The following is an 18,699-nucleotide window of genomic DNA, read 5'->3' on the forward strand; positions in this document are numbered from 1 at the left end:
CGGACCAATCTCCAACGCGGCCGGTCGTCGTCTGGGCCCGCCGCAGGCCGGCCAGGGGCTTTGACACACGCCCTAAGAGCTCGACGCTGGCGTCGAAGCTCAGCGACGCGAACTGCAGGACGCGGTCGGCGGCGGTGAGCTCGTAGCGCTGCCGGGCGGCGGCGCAGAACGCGGCGAGCGCGGACATCGGCACGACCACGCCCTTGGGCCGCCCGGTCGATCCGGACGTGTACACGACGTACGCCGCTCCCGCGCCGGCCGCTGCGTGCGCTTCCGTGCCGGCCAGAGTCTCTGTCGCGGCGACGCCATTCGGGGTGATGACCGCGCGGGGCCGCGCGTCGGCGAGGATGAACTCCTGACGGGCCACCGGATAGGCCGGGTCGATGGGCACATAGCCCGCGCCCACCCGCAGGACCGCAAGCATCGCCACGATCGCGTCCCGGCTCCGCGGAAGGCGCAGCCCCACCAGGTCGCCGCCCGACACCCCGGCCACCGTCAACTCCGCCGCCCGCTCCTCGACGCGGGCAACCAGCTCCGCGTAGGTCAGGTCACCCGCGCCGTCGACCACCGCCGCAGCCGCGGGCCGGCGCCGGGCCTGCGCGACGACTTGCTGCCACAGTGGACCCTCCCCCACGGGCGATGTGCGGATGTCGATGGCCTGACTCATGAAGGGCTCCCGGGTGTCGCAGACAGCGAAAGGCGTGCCGGCGCAAGACCCTAGGGACCAACTGAGGTTCGCGGATGAACGCCTGCCGGCGCTCGGAAGGACCTTGATCACTGGAGCGTTCACCTGGTGAACGCCACGGCTCGCCGGCCAACGAAGCCGCTGCCTGCGGGAACATCGTTGACGCGCACCGGTTGCAATGAACTATGCGTGAACTCGATGACGCGGGAGCGGGCTCGTGGAGCACGCGACAACGAGCCGTACGATCGCCGTCCTCAACGACAACAAACGTTAAGGGACTGGTCTTCTTGAAAGTCCCATCGACGGAGCGGGAAGGCCCACTCCGGCAGGTGAACTTTGGGCAAACGAATGAGTGTTGAAGAGTGACACCACGACCTCAGTAGAGACACGAGAGTGATCGGCCGGTGGCCTGTCGCCGCGGTTCGACATTCCTGCAACCCCCTGGACGATCTGTTCGCCGCCTGGCTCGACAGCCCGACGCTGCCCCCGCTGCCTCGCTGAGCACAGGACGGGACCATGACGCGAAAACCGAATGCCGGTCCCGGAAGACCGACGCAGCCGTCTGCGGCTGGCCGGCAGTGCCGGGACCGGCACCTCGAAAGTCAGGGCCGGAGCCACCACGGGCTGGTGTAAGCCACCGCGAAGTCGTTACACGGGTGACCGGCTGGGCCGGGGGTGCCGTTGGGCAGCGACGGATCGGAGATCCGGAGCACCACCCAGTCGCCGTCGGCGACGTCGAGCGGCACGGTGAAGTCGGTGACCTGACCGTTGACGGTGTCGATGACGTCGACGACGGTCGGCGCCGAGGTGCCCGGGCGGAGGACCTGGATCCGCAGGGGCTTGCCGTCCCAGGCTGAGCCGCGGTCCAGATCCAGCAGGAACCGGACGTCGCCGGAGGTCACGTTCAACACGCCGCCCATGCGTACGCCATCAGCGGTGGCGTCCACCCGCAGCCCCGAGACGCGAGTGGCGAAGGAACGGCGGGCGGCCATCGCCTCGAACACCGCGGCGCGGGTGTTCTCGGCGACCCACAGACCGCTGCGGCCCTTGCCCTCGTGGAAGCCCCAGGTGGTGCCGTGCTCGTCGGTGACGCCGGTCAGCGCTGGCCGCCAACCGGCGTTCAGGCAGGCCACCAGCGGTGACGTCACCCCCGACGACCAGCCCTCGAAGAGGAAGTCGTCGGTCCGGTTGAACATCTCCAGCCCCACGAGCTGATCGCGGGCAGCGGCGTTGAAGGAAAAGTTGTTGAACCGGCCCGCCTCCCGACCGGGGTGATTGAAGCTCGCCAGGCCCCCGGGTCGGCCGGTGAGCCAGTTGTACAGGTTCCCGGGGCTGCCGGCCCGCAACAGGTCGGCGAAGTCGGAGGTGTTCCAGACGTTGATGTGCCCCTGCAACGGGTGCGACCACTCGAACCCGCGGATCGCGGTGAACTGACCCGGGTCGTTGGCCGCGTTGGCCAGGTCACCGGTGGTCCGCCACTCGGACGAGCTGAGCCCGTCGATGGCAAAGAGCGTCGCGTGATCGGTCAGCGCGGCGACGTCCAGACCGGCCTCGCGCATCGAGGCGAATGCGGCCTCGGCACTGCCGTCACCGTCCGACATGACCGTGTGGTTGTGCATGTCCGCGTGGACCAACGCCGTGCCCTGGGTGATCCTGGATGTCCGGCCGGCGCCGACCGCCGCGGTCGGGGCGCCGGCCATCGTCGTGTTGGCCGCCCGGACCGCGCTCGGCAGCGCGGCCAGCATCAGCGTCCCGCCGGCACCGGCCAGAAGCGCCCGTCGGCCGAAGCCAGCGGGAGCCTCAACCTGGCCGTACGGCACGCCGTCGTCGGATCCATGGCCGTGATGGCAGTGGTGCGGGTGGTGTCCAGTCATAGCCATATCCATGTTGGCGGATCTGGCCGAGACGTCACGACTATTCGTCGGTCCGGCAAACACTGCGGTACGCGTCATACCGCAACGGTCTGGCCTGGAGAGGAATCAGCACGAACAACCCGGCACGGGTAGCGCCGAAGCTGGCGGGCGGCACCGTGGGCGCGGCCGTCGGGGACGCCGTCGTCCTGGTGGCCGGTCGGGTGGCGACGGCATCCGGGCCCGGGTCGGGGCTACGGGGAGCGTTCACTCACCATCGCGCGGTGCCGGCGCAAGCAGTCGCAACGGCGCGACATCGGCGAGTGGTTCAGCGTCGGGGCTGGGCACGGTGCGGGGCAGCAGCTCGGCGAGACCGGCGCGTGTGGCCACCACGATCAGCCGGTCGGTGCGGACCAGTGGGCGACGTTCCGGCAACGACCAGATGGTCTGTCCCGTCCGGCCGGTCCGCACCGCGATCACCCACACTGCGCCCGGCCGGTTGACGTCGCGGCAGTACCGTCCCTCGAGTGCGGATCCGGCGCCAACGGGGAACTCGGCCACCAGCAACACCCGGCGGCCGACCGAGATGGTGTCGATGACCTGCTGGCCCATCATGGCGGCAGCGAACGCCGGCGCCGCCAAGGATGAAACGCTCCGTGACTCGTCGATTCTCAGGATGCGCTGCGTACGCTCCGCGAAGCCGTCGTCGAACAGCCGTAACACCAACCGCAACGGGGGCCTGACTGCTGCCGACCGTACTCGGTCCGCCTCGTGCGAGGACCGCCCGGACAGGGCTGTCTCCAGGTTTGTGACATCGTCGTCGGTCAAGACCACAAGCGCCCGGCAGGTGTGCACGGACGCGGCTCGCAGCGTCTCGGGGCGCGTCGCGTCGCCGACGATCACCGGCAGACCCACCTCACGGGCGACACCGATGCCTCGGGCCGACTCCGCCCGGTCGACGGCGATCACGGAGATGCCGACGGAGTGCAGTTCCTCCAGGACCCTGGTGCCGATGTTGCCGAGTCCCACAAGTACGACATGGTTGTCGATCGGCTCGATCACGCCGCCGGCGGCGACCGTCAGCCGGGCGCGCACGACTGAGTCCACCACCAGGGCCGTGACGGTGGGAAGTAGCGCTACCCCGGTGGTCACCAGTACCAGTGCGGTCACCTTTTCGCTGAGCGGTGCGGCGGGGTCGACCTCGGCGGCTCCCATCGCTGTCAGCAGCGTCAGGTAGGCGGCCTCGGCAAGGTTCACGCCGCGGATGTACGCCAGCAGGACGCTCGCCGCGGCGAGTATCGCGGCCGTGCCGACCAACGCCAGTCGCAGATTGCGGCTGAACACCAGGCCGAGGGCCCGAAACAGGCGCGGCCTTCGACGCGGCGGGTCCATTCGGGGCCGCCCGCATGCGCGGACAAGTACCAGGTCTGCCCGATGTTGGTCCGCTGGAAGGACGACCGGCTCCGTGCCGGTCGTGTCGGCCAGGCCGCAAACCACGTCCACCCCCGCCGGGTCGACGGCGCTGCGCAGAGCGCTGCGCAGAAGCTCACCGTCGGGCAGCCGCACGTACGTCGGCGTGGCGTCCCCGAGCGTGGCGGCAACGAACGCCGGTGCGGCAATCTCGGATCCCGAGAGTACGGCGCAGTCCCCGAGCATCGCGGCCACGCCCTCGCCGAGCACCGGGTTGAATAGCCTGACCACCAGCCGCACATCCGGAGCCAACTCCCGGGTGATCATGGCGGCATCCACATTCGTCACGTCGTCGACACCGACGAACGCCACGGCAGCTGCCCGCCGGACCCCAGCCTGATCGAGCACCTCCCCGGTCAGATGCCGGGCCATGATGATCTCCGGCTGTCCCTCCGCCACCCCGAATTCCATAGCGAGGTCAGCGAGGTCGGCTGCGTGGTGGTCGCTCAACGACGGTAGGATCACAGTGACCGCGACACCGTAGCGGTCTGCCAGTTCAGTGACCAGACGGCGAGCCACCGCGCCGTCCCCACAGACCACAAACCGCTGCTGTGCCGGCGCTGCGGCGCAGCTCTGTCTGGTGTCTTCGGACACAGTCGAATGCTAGGGCGTGTGTCAAAGCCCCTGGCCGGCCTGCGGCGGGCCCAGACGACGACCGGCCGCGTTGGAGATTGGTCCGGATACAACACCGGTATCCGGACCAATCTCCGCCTTGCCGGACCGCCGCCTGGACTCCGCCTCGGCTCGACCGAGGACTTTGACACACGCCCTAGTCGACGAGGCTCAGGGTGGCGTCGACCACGAGCTGGGCTTCGGCGTGCAGGTGGGGACCAATCCAGCGCACCTGTACGGCCGCGACGTCGCGGGCGCCAGGGCAATGCGCGCAGATCCGCCCTTCCACGGATGGCCGACCGTCGTACCGCTTCCGCCACCCTGGCGGGGCCGGGCCGCTTGGCGCAGGTCAGGCCAGCGCCGAGCAGCGCGATCACCGAAAGGCACATCACCTGCCGGTACGCCGTGCGCCGACCCGACCGCTGCCCTCGTTCGCCCCGCGGTTGTGGACGGGGCGACATCGATGAAGCAGACAGGTGATCAGGCCACTCACCTCCATGGGACCCACGGCGGATCATGTGCTACGGTGGCCGTGTTGCAGTTTTGATTTCCGTAGACGTTTTCCAGCGCCTGATGGGTTATCTGAAACCCGTCAGGCGCTTTTCGTTTTTCGTGTCGTTTCGACGCGGGTGATCAACGCGGCGGCGTAAGAGTCCGCACAGTGCGGCCTCTAACAGCTTGCGAGGAGCAGACATGACTACAGGCACCGTGAAGTGGTTCAATGCCGATAAGGGCTTCGGCTTCATCACCCCGGACGGCGGCGGCGCTGACGTCTTCGCCCACTTCTCCGCGATCTCGGCGAGCGGCTTCCGCAGCCTCGACGAGAATCAGAAGGTGGAGTTCGACATCACCCAGGGCCAGAAGGGCCCGCAGGCGGAGAACATCCGCCCGCTCTGATCCATACTCTGCGAACGGCGGCCCGACTGATTCAGCGGGCCGCCGTTCGGCGTTTCACCACGGCATCTCCAATCGCCTCATCGATGTGCAGCGTGAGGCCCGGTGTCCAGCCCATGGCCCGCAGCAGTGCACGAGCGGTGACGCGGCCGGCGGCGTCGGGGCGGCCCACGTACCGCGAACTAGGTAGTTCTTGCCGATGTGTAGCGGTTGTCGTCTTGGCACGATCGCATCTGCCGGGTGTGGATCTAGCGGCTCGCTCTCATGCCCGGCGATCCGATGGTCAGTGACCGCAGAGAGGCTTCACGATGGAGAACATTACGGACACCGACGAGGCCGGCATTGACGTGTCGGCCCCGGTGGTCAGCCGCCACAGCGTCACGGTGACCGCGTCGGCGGAAGCCGTGTGGCGGATCCTCACCGACATCGACGCATGGACAACCTGGCTGCCGGAAATCCCGTACGCACGCGTGGAAACACCCGGTCCGCTCGCGCCGGGCTCCGTGTTCCGCTGGTCGGCCGCGGGCATGGAGATCGAGTCGACGATCGTTCAGGTACGGCCGCGGGAACGCCTCGTGTGGCGGGGATACGGTGACGGACCGGACGGGGTCCTCGGTGTCCACGTCTGGGCGCTCACTCCGGCCGGCGACGGTGTGGAGGTGTCGACCGAGGAGTCCTTCGCCGGCCCGCCTGTCGATGCCGACCCCGGGCCTTTCCAGGAGGGCCTCGACACGACCCTCGCCAGGTGGCTGGAACGGCTCAAGGGCACCGCCGAGGCGGTGACCGCGTCGTGAAGAATCGTGTGTTCGCCGTCGCGACGGCAGTGGTCGTGGCCGGCCTCGTGGGCACCGCGGGTGCGCCGGCTCGGGCCGAGGTCAGGCGTGATGTCGGTGCCGACCGCGCGACGGTGCGCTGTGCGGGAAGGACCGTCGACACCACGGCGAAGATTCGCTATCGGACGGAGACGACGATCGACGCTCCGCTACGGACCGTCTGGAAGTTGCAGACCGACGTGGAACGCTGGCCGTCGTGGCAGAAGCCCGTTCTGTCCAGCAAGCGGCTCGACCGTGGCCCACTGCGTCCCGGTTCGTCGTTCCGATGGACGACACCGGTCCCCGAGACCGCGCTGAATCCCGCCACGACCCTCGTCGTCACGTCCACCGTCAAGCAGCTTCAGCACCAGAAGTGCCTTCGGTGGGACGGCCCGGCGATCGGTGCGGGGCTGCGCATCGACGAGGGAGTGCACGCGTGGACGTTCACCGAGATCGGTGGCCGGGTTCTCGTGCGTACCGAGGAGACGTGGCGCGGTGACCAGGTGGAGCAGGACGTCGCCTTCTCCACCGCGGCTCTCAGAGGGGGCCTGGAGAGGTGGCTGACGGAGCTGAAGACGCGTGCCGAACGGGAGTGTGACCGGGCCCGGCGCCCGGCGCTGACGTGACCCGGCGGCCCCGCCGGTCTCGTACCGGCGGGGCCCTTTCGTCGCTCGGTCGGCCCGGCTCCGTCAGCGGAGTAGCTCTCGTAGCTGCCGGCGTGAGGTGATGCCCAGTTTGCGGTAGAGGTTGCGCAGGTGGGCGTCGATCGTTCGCGGGCTGACGAACAGCAGCGCGGCAACTTCCCTGGTGCCTGCGCCGGAGGCGACCTTGCGGGCGACGAGTAGTTCGCGGGCGGTCAGCCCCGCGAGCGGATCGGCGTCGTCGGCCAGGGTCGGCTCGCCGATGGCCTCCAGCTCGCGGGCGGCGCGGCCGGCGAACCCGCGCGCGCCGATGGTGGAGAGCAGTTCGTGCGCGGCGCGCAGCTCCACCCGCGCCTCGGCGCGACGGCCGACCCGTCGCAGCCACTGCCCGTAGAGCAGTCGGGCACGCGCGTAGTGGACTCGCATCCTGCTCCCGGCGAACCGGCTGATCGCGGCACGGTAGTGGTCCTGCGCGCCGAGCCCCGGGTCGAGCAGCGCACTCGCCAGTAGATGCGCACCGGTCGTCCACGCGTTCGGGTTGACCCGTGCGACATCCCCGATCCACTCAGCCGATTCCTTGGCTTCTTCGGGACGTCCGACGTACGCGGCGGCTTCGACCAGCTCGTGGTGGAAGACGGAGGCGGCGTACGCCCCGCGCCGGTGCTGGTCCCGTACGAGCAGCAACGCGTCCATCGCGGCCTCATGGTCGCCGCTGCCGTTGCAGAGAACGCCGATCGAGTAGTACAGCGCGGTGGGCTTCACCCCCACCCAGCCGCGCAGCTTCTCCCGGATCTCACGGAACCGATCGACGTCCCCGCTCCAGGCGGCAAGCATCAGGTCGGACCCGACGAGGTTTGACGTCCCGGCGGCCTCGTCGACCGCACGCGCCTCGATGATGCTGACCTGCGCGTCGGCGAAGCGACCCACGATCGTCCGGGCGACCGCCTGGAAGCGCAACGCGTGGGGCAGGATCGCGTAGGCCCCCTGCGCCCGGGCGAGTTCCACCTGGCGGTCGGCGATCTCCTCCATGGCCTCGCTGTCACCGATGTCGACGCTCAACACACAGGCACGTTCCATCCACCACGGATCCGCGTCGGGCGTGCGGGCGTGGTCCCGGAAGGCGTCGACCGTACGGCGCATCAGGGGCATCGCCTCCTGCACCGGGCGGAGGTGCTGCTCGACCAACGCCCGCAGCAGCAGGTCGACCGGACGTGGCGGCTGACGCTGGGGTACCCGTTCCCGGATGTGCAGGGCGAGCCGCCGCAACCTCCCCGGCTCGTCGACGCTGAACATCAGCGACGCGAACGCCTCCAGGTAGGTCTCGCGGACCTCGTCGGGCCCCACGCCGTCGGCCGCGTCGATGAGCGCGATCGTCGCCGGGATACTGCGCGCCACGTGATAGTCGATCGTGGCGCGCAGCAGTCGCGCGGCGCGGCGGTCGGCGGGGTCCGGGTGGAGACGCTCGGCCTCGTCCACCAACTCCCGGGCGGCAGAGGGTTGCCCCGAACCCAACCGCGCCCTTGCCGCGGCCAACAACCGGCGGGCCTGCCGCGACCGGCCGGGTGTCAGTCGGGCCGCGCGTTCGAGGAACGCGGCAACGGCCGCGAATCCGCCGCGGCGCTGTGCCCGTCCGGCCGAACGCTCCAGTTCGGCAGCGGTCTCCTCATCCGGGCCGATGATCGCGTTCGCCTGGTGCCAGGCGCGACGGTCGGGATCGACGTCGGCGTCCGTACCGGCGGCGAGCGACACGTGCGCCTGCCGTCGCGCCCCGGCGCCGGTCGACAGGTACACCGCGGAACGCGCCAACGGATGCCGGAAGTGCACCCGGGGCCCGGCCACCAACAGGCCGCTTTCCTCGGCCGCGGCCAGGTCCACGGCGTCCAGCCCCTGGATCGCCATCGCGCGGCGCAGCAGAACGAGGTCGCCTGTCGGCTCCGCCGCGGCCAGCGCCAGAACCGAGCGCGTGGGTGCCGGCAGCAGCAGGAACCGACGCACGAACCGGTGTTCCACGGCGCGGTGCCCAGCGTCCCCGGGTAGCCCGAACGGTCCGGCGTCGCGGGCGAACTCCACCAGGGCGAGCGGGTTGCCGGCCGCTTCGGCGAGGATCCGTTGCACGATCGCTGCCTCGTGGCCGAATGGTGCCCGATACCGCAGCAGGGTGAGGGATTCCGAATCGGTGAGCCCGGTGAGAGTGAGGGCGGGTAGGCGACCGAGCGCCGACACCGAGGCGGCGTCGCGGGCTGCGAACACCATGGCGACCCGCTCCGCCGCAACGCGTGCCGCGACGAAGGCCAGTACCTGCCGCGAGCCGGCGTCGATCCACTGCACGTCGTCGACCGCGCAGAACACCGGCCTGCGCCGGCCTACGGCACTCAGCAGGCCGAGAACGGCCAGGCCGACAAGCATCGGGGTCGGCGTGGCCCCGGCCTGCAGCCCGAACACCGCGTCGAGCGCGCTCCGCTGCGGCACGGGGAGCCCGGCGCGGTGGTCGAGCACGGGCGCGCACAACTGGTGCAGGGCCGCGTAGGGCAGCTCGCTCTCGAACTCGACACCACCGGCCCGCAGCACCTCCCATTCGTCGAGCCGCGAAGCGGCCGCACCGATGAGCGTCGACTTGCCGATCCCCGCGTCACCGAGAACGAGCATCGCCCCGCCACGGCCCCGCGCCGCGGCTGCCGTCAACGAGGCGATCTCGCCCAACTCCGCCTCGCGAGCGACGAAAAATCCCGACCTGATATCTGTCATCAGCTTCTGCGTGTCGCCGGACGAATGGTGCCCTCCGGTTGTTCGGCCCCACCGATGGTATCCAGAGCAGCGCACCGACCGGGACGGGCGCCGGGTCCGGAGTCGGCGCTCCTACGAGGGCAACTCGAACAGTTCCAGCTGGATGCCGTCGGGGTCACGGAGATAGAGGATCTTCGTCCCGGCCAGCGCCCCCGCTTCGACGCCATCGCCGTCCTGGAGCACGACCGGATCGGCGTTGACGTGCACGCCCCGCCGCACCAGGTCGCGGTGCGCCGAGTCGAGGTCGTCGACCTCGAAACACAGGTGCATCACCCCGACGTCAGAGTTGCGCCCGGTGAAGGGCCCCGGCTGCGGGCTGTCGTACTGGATGAGTTCCAGCAGGACGTTGTCACCGGCCAACGCGAAGGATGCCCGCATCGACGCGTTCTCGACCTCGACAACCGCACCGATCGCCGGGTTCGTCGCCGAGATCGTCACGCCGTTCGGCGCGATGCCGAGGACGTCCTCGTACCAGCTCACCGACCGCGCCAAATCGCTGACCGGCACTCCGATGTGATGCATCCTGGTCACTTTGCTCATGATCCCCATCCTGAAGGGCTGAGCCACCACTGTGGAAGGCACAGATCTTCCGCGTACCGCTGGTACCACCCAACGCCCAGGACCGATGGCGGATCATGTGATTCATGAATGACCTCGGAGCCGCGCTGCGGGCCTGGCGGGATCGCACGGACCCGGCCGCGGTCGGTCTCCCGAACGCCTCACGTCGCCGCGTCGTCGGGCTACGACGCGGCGAGCTGGCCGCACTGGCCGGCATCTCCCCCGAATACGTGGCACGCCTCGAACAGGGTCGGGCCGCCACACCATCGGCGCAGGTGTGCACCTCCCTGGCCCGCGCGCTACGACTGTCCGACGACGAGGAGGCGCACCTGATGCGCCTTGCCGGCTTCGCCGCGGCCCCGGACCGGATACCCCACCTGATCCCCAGCAGCCTGCACCGCGTCATCGACCACCTCGGCGACACCCCGGCGGCCGTCTACGACGCCGGGTGGCGGCTGCTGCACTGGAACCGGCTGTTCGCGGCCGTCTTCGGCGACCCCACGGGCGCCGCCGCCGACGATCGCAACGCCCTGATCGTCCAGTTCGAGTCCCGAAACCCCCGAGTCCGCCAGACCGACACCGAGCGCGCCTACTTCGAGCAGTCGTTGGTGGCCGACCTGCGCGCGACCAGCGCCCGCTATCCGAACGATCCCGACGTGGAGGCACTGCTCTCGCGGATGGCCGGGAACGACAGGTTCTGCCGCCTCTGGGCCCTCCGCGCGGTGGCCCAGCACGAGAGCGCGCACAAGACCGCCGTCCACCCGGACGTGGGGGCCATCCCGCTGGACGCCAACGTTTTGACCACCCAGAACACCGACCTGCGCCTCGTGGTCCTCACGCCCCGGCCCGGCACCGCCGCTCGCGAGAAGCTGGATCGACTGGGCTGACGACCCCGGATCCGCCCTGGACCAGGGGACGTCGGGGCCGCTCAGGCCCGGATAGGCAATTTCTACCGATGCGGTGCGGGGCACCGCTGCCGCATGGTCTCTGTGGTCTCGGTGGCGGGCGACGAGGTCGGTCTGGAGGATCTGACGTGGGCGTGGTGCGCAGGCGGTTGGCCGCGATCATCGCAGTGACGACGGTGTCGACGGTTCTGTACGCCCTGGAACCGCCGACACCGGCGGCAGCGGTAGCGCGGGACCTGATCGTGGGGTCCTGGAACATGCAGGGCCAGCGTCAAGGGGGCGAAGGGCCTCCGGAGTCGCGGTGGGTGGCCGCTGTGCAGCAGCTGCTCAACCAGGAAGGGGTGCAGGTCGCCGCGCTCCAGGAGGCGGGCAGCGAACCTCCCCCCCGGGCCGTGTGGACCGGGCGGCGGTTCTCCGAGGCCGGCATCACCGAGCACCGGTACAACATCGGCTCGGCAAGCCGCCCGGACCTGGTGCAGATCTACTGGGCCGACACCGGTCAACAACGCAACGGCCTGGCCATCGTCACCCGGGAGACGGTGACCGACGCCGTGATCCGGCCGGTGCATTCGCGGTTCAACTCGCGGCCGATGATGGGCGTCCAGATCGGCACCGCCTGGTACTTCACCGCCCACGCGCAGTCCAACGGTCCGAACAGTGCCAATGACGCCCCCGACATCATCGAGACGGCTCGGCAGTTCATGGCTGGTCGCCCCACCGGCGAATGGATGGTGCTCGCCGACTTCAACCAGGACCCGGCACGGATGCCGGCCGCGTTACAGAGCCACATCGTCGCGGCGGGCCAGCCCACCCACGAGGGCGGCGAAGAGCTGGACTTCGCCTATGCCAGCAACGGGAACAACAACACCATCAACGCCGAGGTTCGCGGCGGAAACTCCGACCACAGGTATGTCCGTTACGTCGTGAACGCCGGCTGTGGTTCCGGCGGTGGCCTCGCGCCCCGAACGACCGCCGACCGGGACTGCTACGCCCCGGTCCCCGGCGACACGTACCGCTTCTTCGCCCGCCACCTGGAGCACGCGGTGATCGCGTCGAAGACGAACGACGGCGACGACATCGGACCACACGTCAGGACGCCGCGCGGCAGCCTCGACGAGGCCCTCCAGGTGCGCTTCAGCACGGCTGGAGGCCAGTACCAGCTCGCCTGGCCGCAGGCCGACCCGGCGACCGAGCGGTGCCTGTCCTGGGACGCGAACTCCCGGAGCACCGGCAGCACCCTCTGCTCGGAGCAGGCAGAGGTGTCCCGGTGGCAGTTCAAGGACGGGCAGATCTTCACGCCTGGGCTCGGCGGCTCCCTGCAACCCTCCGCCAACGCTCTCGGAGCGCGGTTGGTGGTCGGGCAGGACTTCTACCAGTGGCGGCCCGAGCCCCGCAACGGCATCGGCCCGCGCTGGGACCCGATCGGTGAGTTCCGGGACGCTGCCCCGGTCGGCGCGGAGACCCACTTCCCCGACCTCGACGGCGACGGCGACGCCGACCATGTCATCGTTCAGCCCGACGGTCGGATACCGGCGTGGCGCAACGACGGCCCCCGATCCACCTGGACCGCCCTCGGTGACATCAGCCCGCCGGACCGGGGTCTGCCCGGCTCGGTGCACTTCGGCGACCTCGACGGCGACGACCGGGACGACTACCTCCGGTTGCTGACCGCTGACGAGTCGCCCACCGGGACCCGGGTCATCTGGATGTCCCGCAACGAGTCCGACGGCGCGCAGAAACGATGGGGATCACCCACCATCGTGGCCAACGACCTGCGCTACGAGAACCCGCGCTTCGTCGACATCGACGGCGACGGAGACGACGACCTGATCAACTCGGATCGGCTGAGCAACGCCAGCCTCTGGGAGAACCGGTCCCCGGGCCGGACGCCGGTGCCGGGAGACTGGCACTCGGTCAGCGGCTTCGCGACCCCCGCCGACGGCTATTACCAGACGTCGTTCACGGATGTCACAGGTGACCGCCGGGCCGACGTGCTGCGCGTCGACTATCCCAGCGGCAAAGTGCAGGCCTGGGAGAACACCGGCGCACCGTGGAGCGCGACGACCGGCTGGCGGTCACTGGGCCCGATCCGTGACGATGGCCCGTTCGCCGGCACCACCGGCCTGTTCGCCGACCTCGACGCCGACCTGATCAGCGACTTCGTCCTGGTCAGCGCCGCCTCCGGCGGCCTCGACGGTTGGCTGCTGCCCCGCTACGGCAGCGCGGATCCCGGCCCGGGGCAGCCCGGCCAGGGCGGCGGGCAGGACCTGCCGGCGGGAACGCTGCCGGCGTACGGGGGTGGGCCACCGCGACCGCAGCTCGACGGCCGGCTGTTGCAGAACAGCACGTTCACCGGCACGGACAAGCCGTGGTGGGTGAACGCCGGAATGACGCCGAAACTGGACGGCGGGACCTTCTGCGTGACCGCACCCGCGTCCACCAACCCGTGGGACGTCCTGGTGGGCCACAACAGCATCTACCTGCCCGGCGGCGCCACGTACACGCTGCGGTTCCGCGCCCGCACGAACACGGCGGCGAACCCGCTGATCTACCTCGCGCCCTTCGACAACCCCACAAATGTCACGTACCTGAACAAGGGCTTCACCACCGGCACCGCCTGGAAGGAGTACGAGTACCGCATCACCACGACCTACCCGGAGCCGTACCGGTTGGCCCAGCTCCAGTTCCGCCTCGGCAAGTCCAGCACGCCCTACGAGTTCTGCATGGACGACGTGACGCTCACCGGCGCCGAGTACGCGTACCAGGCCGACACCGGACCGGACCTGACGGTGAACCAGCACGGCTATCTGCCCAACGGGCCCAAACGGGCGACGTTGCGGTACGGCGCGTCCCATGCGGTGCCGTGGACGCTGCGCCGCGCCGGCGGTGGCGCGACGGTGGCGACGGGCCGGAGCACCCCGACCGGCTTCGACGCGTCGGCCAGCGCCATCACCCACGTCATCGACTTCAGCCACGTCACGGCCACCGGCCGATTCGAGTTGGTGTACGACGGCTGGGTCGACAAGCCCAGTCACCCGTTCGACATCCGCGCCGATCTGTACGACCGGCTGCGCACCGACGCGACACGCTTCTTCTACACCAACCGCAGCGGCATCGCGATCGACGGGGGCATCGCCGGGGCGGCGTACGCCCGCCCGGCCGGGCACGTCGCGGAGTCACCCGGCGGTGGCGACACCCAGGTGCCCTGCCAGCAGCCGAAAGCGTTCATGAACAGCTGGACCTGCTCCTACCGACTGGACGTCACCGGCGGCTGGTACGACGCAGGCGACCACGGCAAGTACGTCGTCAACGGTGGCATCGCCACGTACCAGCTCCTGTCGGCCTGGGAGCGCAACCGGCCGGCGGCGCTCGGCGACGGCACCCTCGCCGTGCCGGAACGCGGCAACGGTGTCCCCGACATCCTCGACGAGGCCCGCTGGAACCTCGACTTCATGCTGAAGATGCAGGTGCCCGACGGCCTCCCCCTGGCCGGCATGGTCCACCACAAGGTTCACGACGAGACCTGGACCGGGCCGCCGATGCTGCCGCACCAGGACCGGAAACTCCGGGAACTGCACCGCCCGTCGACCGCGGCCACCCTGAACCTGGCCGCCGTGGCGGCTCAGGCAGCGAGGATCTACCAGGCGTACGACGCCGGCTTCGCCGCCCGGCTGCGGGCGGCGGCGGAACGTGCGTACGCCGCGGCCCGGGCCAACCCGGCGCTCTTCGCGCCGTACGAGGACCGCAGCGGCGGGGGGCCCTACAACGACGGGGACGTCTCCGACGAGTTCTACTGGGCAGCGGCCGAGCTGTACCTGACCACCAAGGACGCCACCTACCTCACCGCCGTCCGGGTCAGCCGGTTCCACACCGCCGGTGCGGCCTTCAGCCAGAACGGTTTCTACTGGGGTTCGGTGGCCGCGCTGGCCCAACTCGATCTGGCCCGGCTCGGCACCGGGCTGAGCGACCGCGAACAGATCAAAAGATGGGTGGTCGCCGCCGCGGACCGGTTGATCTCGTTCCAGAAGGCCGAGCGCTTCGGGCAGACCTACACCCCCACCACGGGACGCTACGACTGGGGCTCGAACGCGTCCATGCTGAACAACCAGGTCGTCCTGGCCACCGCCTACGACCTCACCGGCGACGACAGGTACGCCGACGCCGTCTTCGAGGGTCTCGACTACCTGTTGGGCCGAAACGCCCTCGGGCAGTCCTACATCACCGGCTACGGCAGCAACGACGCGAAGAACCAGCACAGCCGGTGGTACGCGAAATCGTTCGACGCCCGGTTGCCGAGCCCGCCGGTGGGATCGGTTGCCGGTGGGCCCAACTCCAGCCTCCAGGACCCCCTCTCGGCGAGTTGGTTACACGGGTGCGCCCCACAGCTCTGCTATGTCGACAATCTCGAAGCCTGGTCGGTCAACGAGATCACCATCAACTGGAACTCCGCACTGACCTGGGTTGCCGCATTCGCCGCCGACGTGGCTGGCCGTCGATGACCGGGCTGACCGCGCGGGGCAGCCGATGGATCTGAGGCACGATGCTGACTTCCGCTGACACTCCAGGGTTTCTGATCGGGCGTGTGCCCGAACTCGCGGAGCTGTGGGACGCCGTGCAGCGGCTGCGTCTCGGCACCGGCGGCGTGGTCTGGATCGAGGGCGAGCCGGGGATCGGCAAGTCCTCCCTCGTGGCCGCCGCTGCCCACGTTGGCAGAGAGCTGGGCTGCCAGGTGTCCGAGGGTGTCGCCGACCAACTGGCTCATCCGCCACTCCTGGGCGTGCTACTCGACTGCCTGGAGATCGGGCCGCGCTCGACGGATCCCCACCGGGCGCGGATCGCGGAGTTCCTGACCGGCAGGCGATCCGTCCTCGATCTGGCCGATGCCGGTCACGCCGCGGCGGCCGTGGGAATGGTCGTCGCTCTGGTCGACGAACTGTGCACCGCCGGCCCGATGATGCTCCTCGTCGACGACGTGCAGTGGGCCGATGACGCGTCCATCGATGTCTGCCGCCGGCTGGCCTCGGTCGCCGCGTACCTGCCGTTACTGCTGGTCCTCTCCTACCGTCCCGGCTCTCACCGGTCGACCGTGCGGCGGTTGCGCGACGTCGCTGTCCGGCGGGACGTGGTCCGCGTCCCGCTCGGTCCCCTCGCCCCGGAGTCGGTCCGTGAACTGCTTGCCACACTTGTGGGCGTGCCACCGGGGGGCGGCCTCGTCCGGCTCGCCGCGCAGGCGGTCGGCAATCCACTCTTCCTGCGGGAACTGGTCGAGTCACTGGTTCGCGAAGACCTGCTGGACATCGGCGCGCAGGCCGAGGTGCGCGACTGCGATGTCGGCGTGGTCCCGAGGTCGCTGGCCGCGGCCCTCGAAGGCAGGCTGAGTTCCGTCCCGGCCGGCACCGTCGAGTTGATGCGGACGGCCGCGCTGCTCGGCGGCGAATTCGCGGTCACCGAACTCGCCGCGCTGCTCGGCCGTCCGGCGATCGACTTCTCCGCCGACCTCCAGGAGGCGGTGACGGCAGGCATCCTGGTCGAGGCCGGCCCTCGGATGCGGTTCCGGCATCCGTTGCTCCGGCAGGCCCTGTACGACGGGGTGCCGGCCGCGTTGCGCGCCGCACTGCACCTGGACGTGGCACGGGCCTTGGAGTCCGCCAGCGTCGAACCGCAGCGTGTCGCTCAGCATCTCCTCGCCTCCGGCGTTGTCGGGGACCGCTGGGCGCGGCGGTGGCTGGCCGAGGCCGGACCGGTGCTGGCCGGTTGGGCGCCGCACCTCGCGGCCGAGCTGCTCCGTCGCGAAGTGGACCACGACCCGGGTGACGAGGACGTACGGGTGGGGCTCTGCATGAACCTGGCGCGGGTCCTCATCGCTGGCGGTGAGCACGAGGAAGCCGCCCATCGGGTGCGGCAGACCCTGGGGTTGGTCGTCGACCCGGACGACCGTGGGCAGCTGCACTGGATGCTCGCCCGCGCGCTGTTCAGTGGCGGGCACAACACCGCGGCGGTGGCCCACCTGCACCGGGCCCTCGCCGGAGCTGACCTACCCGACGCCTGGCGGGCCCGGCTGCTCGCCTCGCTGGCGATGTTCCAGCGGGCGGGCTCCGGGGACCTGGCGACGGCGGATGCCACCGCTCGGGACGCGCTGCGCACGGCAGCCGTGGCGGGCGACGCCTTCGCGACGGCGTACGCGCTGACGGGTCTCTGGGCCAGCCACTCGGTGCGACGGCAGCACCGGCTCGCCCTGCACAGCGCGGAGGGGGCGATCGAGGCGCTGAGTTTCGTCCCCGACCACGTCGATCTGAGGGCGTTCGCCCTGCACGGACGGATCTTCTCGCTCCAGAACCTGAGCCGGTGGACGGACGCGGAGGCGGCGCTGCGTGAAGCCCGGGACTTTCTGCGCACGGCCAACCGCATGGACGACACGACCGCCGGGGTGACCGCCGCCGTCTTGCTGTTCTGGCTGGGGCGGTGGGACGACGCCCTGGCCGAACTCGACGCGGTCGCGCAGGACACCTCGACGTCGACGTACCGTGGGCTGCGCGAGGGCGGCCCGGAGTGGCTCCGGCACGGTGTGTCCGCGCTCATCGCCGGCCATCGGGGCGAGCGGGTCAGGGCCGCCGCCCATCTTCGCGCGGGATTCGACCGCCCGGTCGTGACCGTCGCCGATCGGGAAAACCTCGACTTCCTGCTCGTGGCGCGGTCCCTCGCCGCCGAGCAGGACGGCGATCTGCGGATGGCGTTGGATCATTTGGGCGTTCTTCTCGACCGGCGGCCAGGGGAGATGACCCTGACCCACCAGTGGCTGCCCCGGTTCGTCCGACTCGCTCTCGCGGTCGACGACCGGTCGGCGGCGGAGGCCGGGGTACGCGCCTGCCTGGCCGAGGCGGCGGCGGAGCAGGTGCCGGCGCGAGCCGCCGCGTCCGCTGATCGGTGTCGCGGCCTGTGCGGCGGCGACCCGGCGACTATTCGTTCGGCCGTGGCGCACTACCGGGCGGGCGGGGTGCCGGTGGAGCTCGCCGGGGCGCTGGAGGATCTCGCTGTCGTCCTGGCGGAGCGGGGCGACACCGCGCAGGCGCGGGTCGCCCTGCACGAGGCGAGCGACCTGTACGGCGGTTTCGGCGCTACCTGGGACATCCGCCGGGCCGAGGCCAGGCTGCGCAGTCGCGGGGTACGGCGGGGTGTACGGGGTACCCGGGCCAACCGCTCCGGGCATGGCTGGGCCGCGCTGACGCCAACCGAACGGAAGGTCGCGATGCTGGTCGCGGCGGGCCGTTCGACGGCGGACATCGCGCAGAGCCTGTTTCTTACCCGCCGGACGACCCAGACGCACATCTCGCGGATCCTGGCGAAACTCGGCATGCGCAGCCGGGTGGAGATCGCGGGCGCGGTGCTGCGCGAGGGCCTGGCCGGCGTCGTCGACTGCTGACGGGCGTTACCGGACGGTGCCACCCGTCCGGGCCTCGCCGGGCCCGGACGGGTGGCACTCACACTGAC

The 18,699-nt window shown here is 70.3% G+C and carries 11 protein-coding genes; 6 read left to right on the plus strand and 5 right to left on the minus strand.

Going from position 1 to position 18,699, the window contains the following annotated elements; all coding sequences use genetic code 11:
- From ACLQ29_RS32335 to ACLQ29_RS32345, 3 genes are all read right to left on the minus strand, one after another.
- Nucleotides 1-667: AMP-binding protein (locus tag ACLQ29_RS32335; protein WP_425775170.1), on the minus strand; the 667-nt coding region annotated here is incomplete at its 3' end.
- Nucleotides 668-1,287: 620 nt separating this feature from the next.
- Entirely contained in the window at nt 1,288-2,559 is a 1,272-nt protein-coding gene (locus ACLQ29_RS32340; protein WP_425775171.1) for a CehA/McbA family metallohydrolase, read from the minus strand.
- A 243-nt stretch (nt 2,560-2,802) separates the two neighbouring features.
- Nucleotides 2,803-4,599, minus strand: coding sequence for a potassium channel family protein (locus ACLQ29_RS32345; protein WP_425775172.1), 1,797 nt, complete (start codon nt 4,597-4,599; stop codon nt 2,803-2,805).
- Nucleotides 4,600-5,310: 711 nt separating this feature from the next.
- On the opposite strand from ACLQ29_RS32345, the gene ACLQ29_RS32350 reads away from it, so the two are divergent.
- From ACLQ29_RS32350 to ACLQ29_RS32360, 3 genes are all read left to right on the plus strand, one after another.
- Nucleotides 5,311-5,514 (plus strand): cold-shock protein, encoded by a 204-nt coding sequence (locus tag ACLQ29_RS32350; protein ID WP_282758621.1) that lies wholly within the window; start codon nt 5,311-5,313, stop codon nt 5,512-5,514.
- A 305-nt stretch (nt 5,515-5,819) separates the two neighbouring features.
- Entirely contained in the window at nt 5,820-6,305 is a 486-nt protein-coding gene (locus tag ACLQ29_RS32355) for an SRPBCC family protein (protein ID WP_425775173.1), read from the plus strand.
- Nucleotides 6,302-6,949 carry an SRPBCC family protein gene (locus ACLQ29_RS32360; protein WP_425775174.1) on the plus strand — a complete coding sequence of 216 codons (648 nt, stop codon included), beginning with the start codon at nt 6,302-6,304 and terminating at the stop codon, nt 6,947-6,949. Before ACLQ29_RS32355 ends, ACLQ29_RS32360 begins: the two co-directional genes overlap by 4 nt.
- Before the next feature lie 63 nt (nt 6,950-7,012).
- Here ACLQ29_RS32360 and ACLQ29_RS32365 read toward each other — a convergent pair whose 3' ends face one another.
- Nucleotides 7,013-9,709, minus strand: coding sequence for an AAA family ATPase (locus tag ACLQ29_RS32365; RefSeq protein WP_425775175.1), 2,697 nt, complete (start codon nt 9,707-9,709; stop codon nt 7,013-7,015).
- A gap of 111 nt (nt 9,710-9,820) precedes the next feature.
- Entirely contained in the window at nt 9,821-10,288 is a 468-nt protein-coding gene (locus ACLQ29_RS32370) for a VOC family protein (protein ID WP_425775176.1), read from the minus strand.
- 104 nt (nt 10,289-10,392) lie between these two features.
- Here ACLQ29_RS32370 and ACLQ29_RS32375 point away from each other — a divergent pair, with 104 nt between their 5' ends.
- The 3 genes from ACLQ29_RS32375 (at nt 10,393) to ACLQ29_RS32385 (ending at nt 18,631) form a co-directional block, all read left to right on the plus strand.
- Nucleotides 10,393-11,193, plus strand: a complete 801-nt coding sequence (locus tag ACLQ29_RS32375; RefSeq protein ID WP_425775177.1) for a helix-turn-helix domain-containing protein — start codon at nt 10,393-10,395, stop codon at nt 11,191-11,193.
- 146 nt (nt 11,194-11,339) lie between these two features.
- Complete coding sequence (locus ACLQ29_RS32380; protein WP_425775178.1) at nt 11,340-15,710, plus strand: glycoside hydrolase family 9 protein; 4,371 nt, start codon at nt 11,340-11,342, stop codon at nt 15,708-15,710.
- 83 nt (nt 15,711-15,793) lie between these two features.
- Nucleotides 15,794-18,631, plus strand: a complete 2,838-nt coding sequence (locus tag ACLQ29_RS32385; RefSeq protein ID WP_425775179.1) for an ATP-binding protein — start codon at nt 15,794-15,796, stop codon at nt 18,629-18,631.
- The last annotated feature ends 68 nt before the right edge of the window (nt 18,632-18,699 follow it).

This window comes from Micromonospora sp. DT228 (genome assembly GCF_049841595.1).
Lineage (GTDB): Bacteria > Actinomycetota > Actinomycetes > Mycobacteriales > Micromonosporaceae > Micromonospora.

Coding starts and splice junctions, on each gene's coding strand:
- ACLQ29_RS32340 (WP_425775171.1), bottom strand. CDS start 2,559: ATGACTGGACACCACCCGCACCACTGCCATCACGGCCATGGATCCGAC.
- ACLQ29_RS32350 (WP_282758621.1), top strand. CDS start 5,311: ATGACTACAGGCACCGTGAAGTGGTTCAATGCCGATAAGGGCTTCGGC.
- ACLQ29_RS32355 (WP_425775173.1), top strand. CDS start 5,820: ATGGAGAACATTACGGACACCGACGAGGCCGGCATTGACGTGTCGGCC.
- ACLQ29_RS32365 (WP_425775175.1), bottom strand. CDS start 9,709: ATGACAGATATCAGGTCGGGATTTTTCGTCGCTCGCGAGGCGGAGTTG.
- ACLQ29_RS32370 (WP_425775176.1), bottom strand. CDS start 10,288: ATGAGCAAAGTGACCAGGATGCATCACATCGGAGTGCCGGTCAGCGAT.
- ACLQ29_RS32375 (WP_425775177.1), top strand. CDS start 10,393: ATGAATGACCTCGGAGCCGCGCTGCGGGCCTGGCGGGATCGCACGGAC.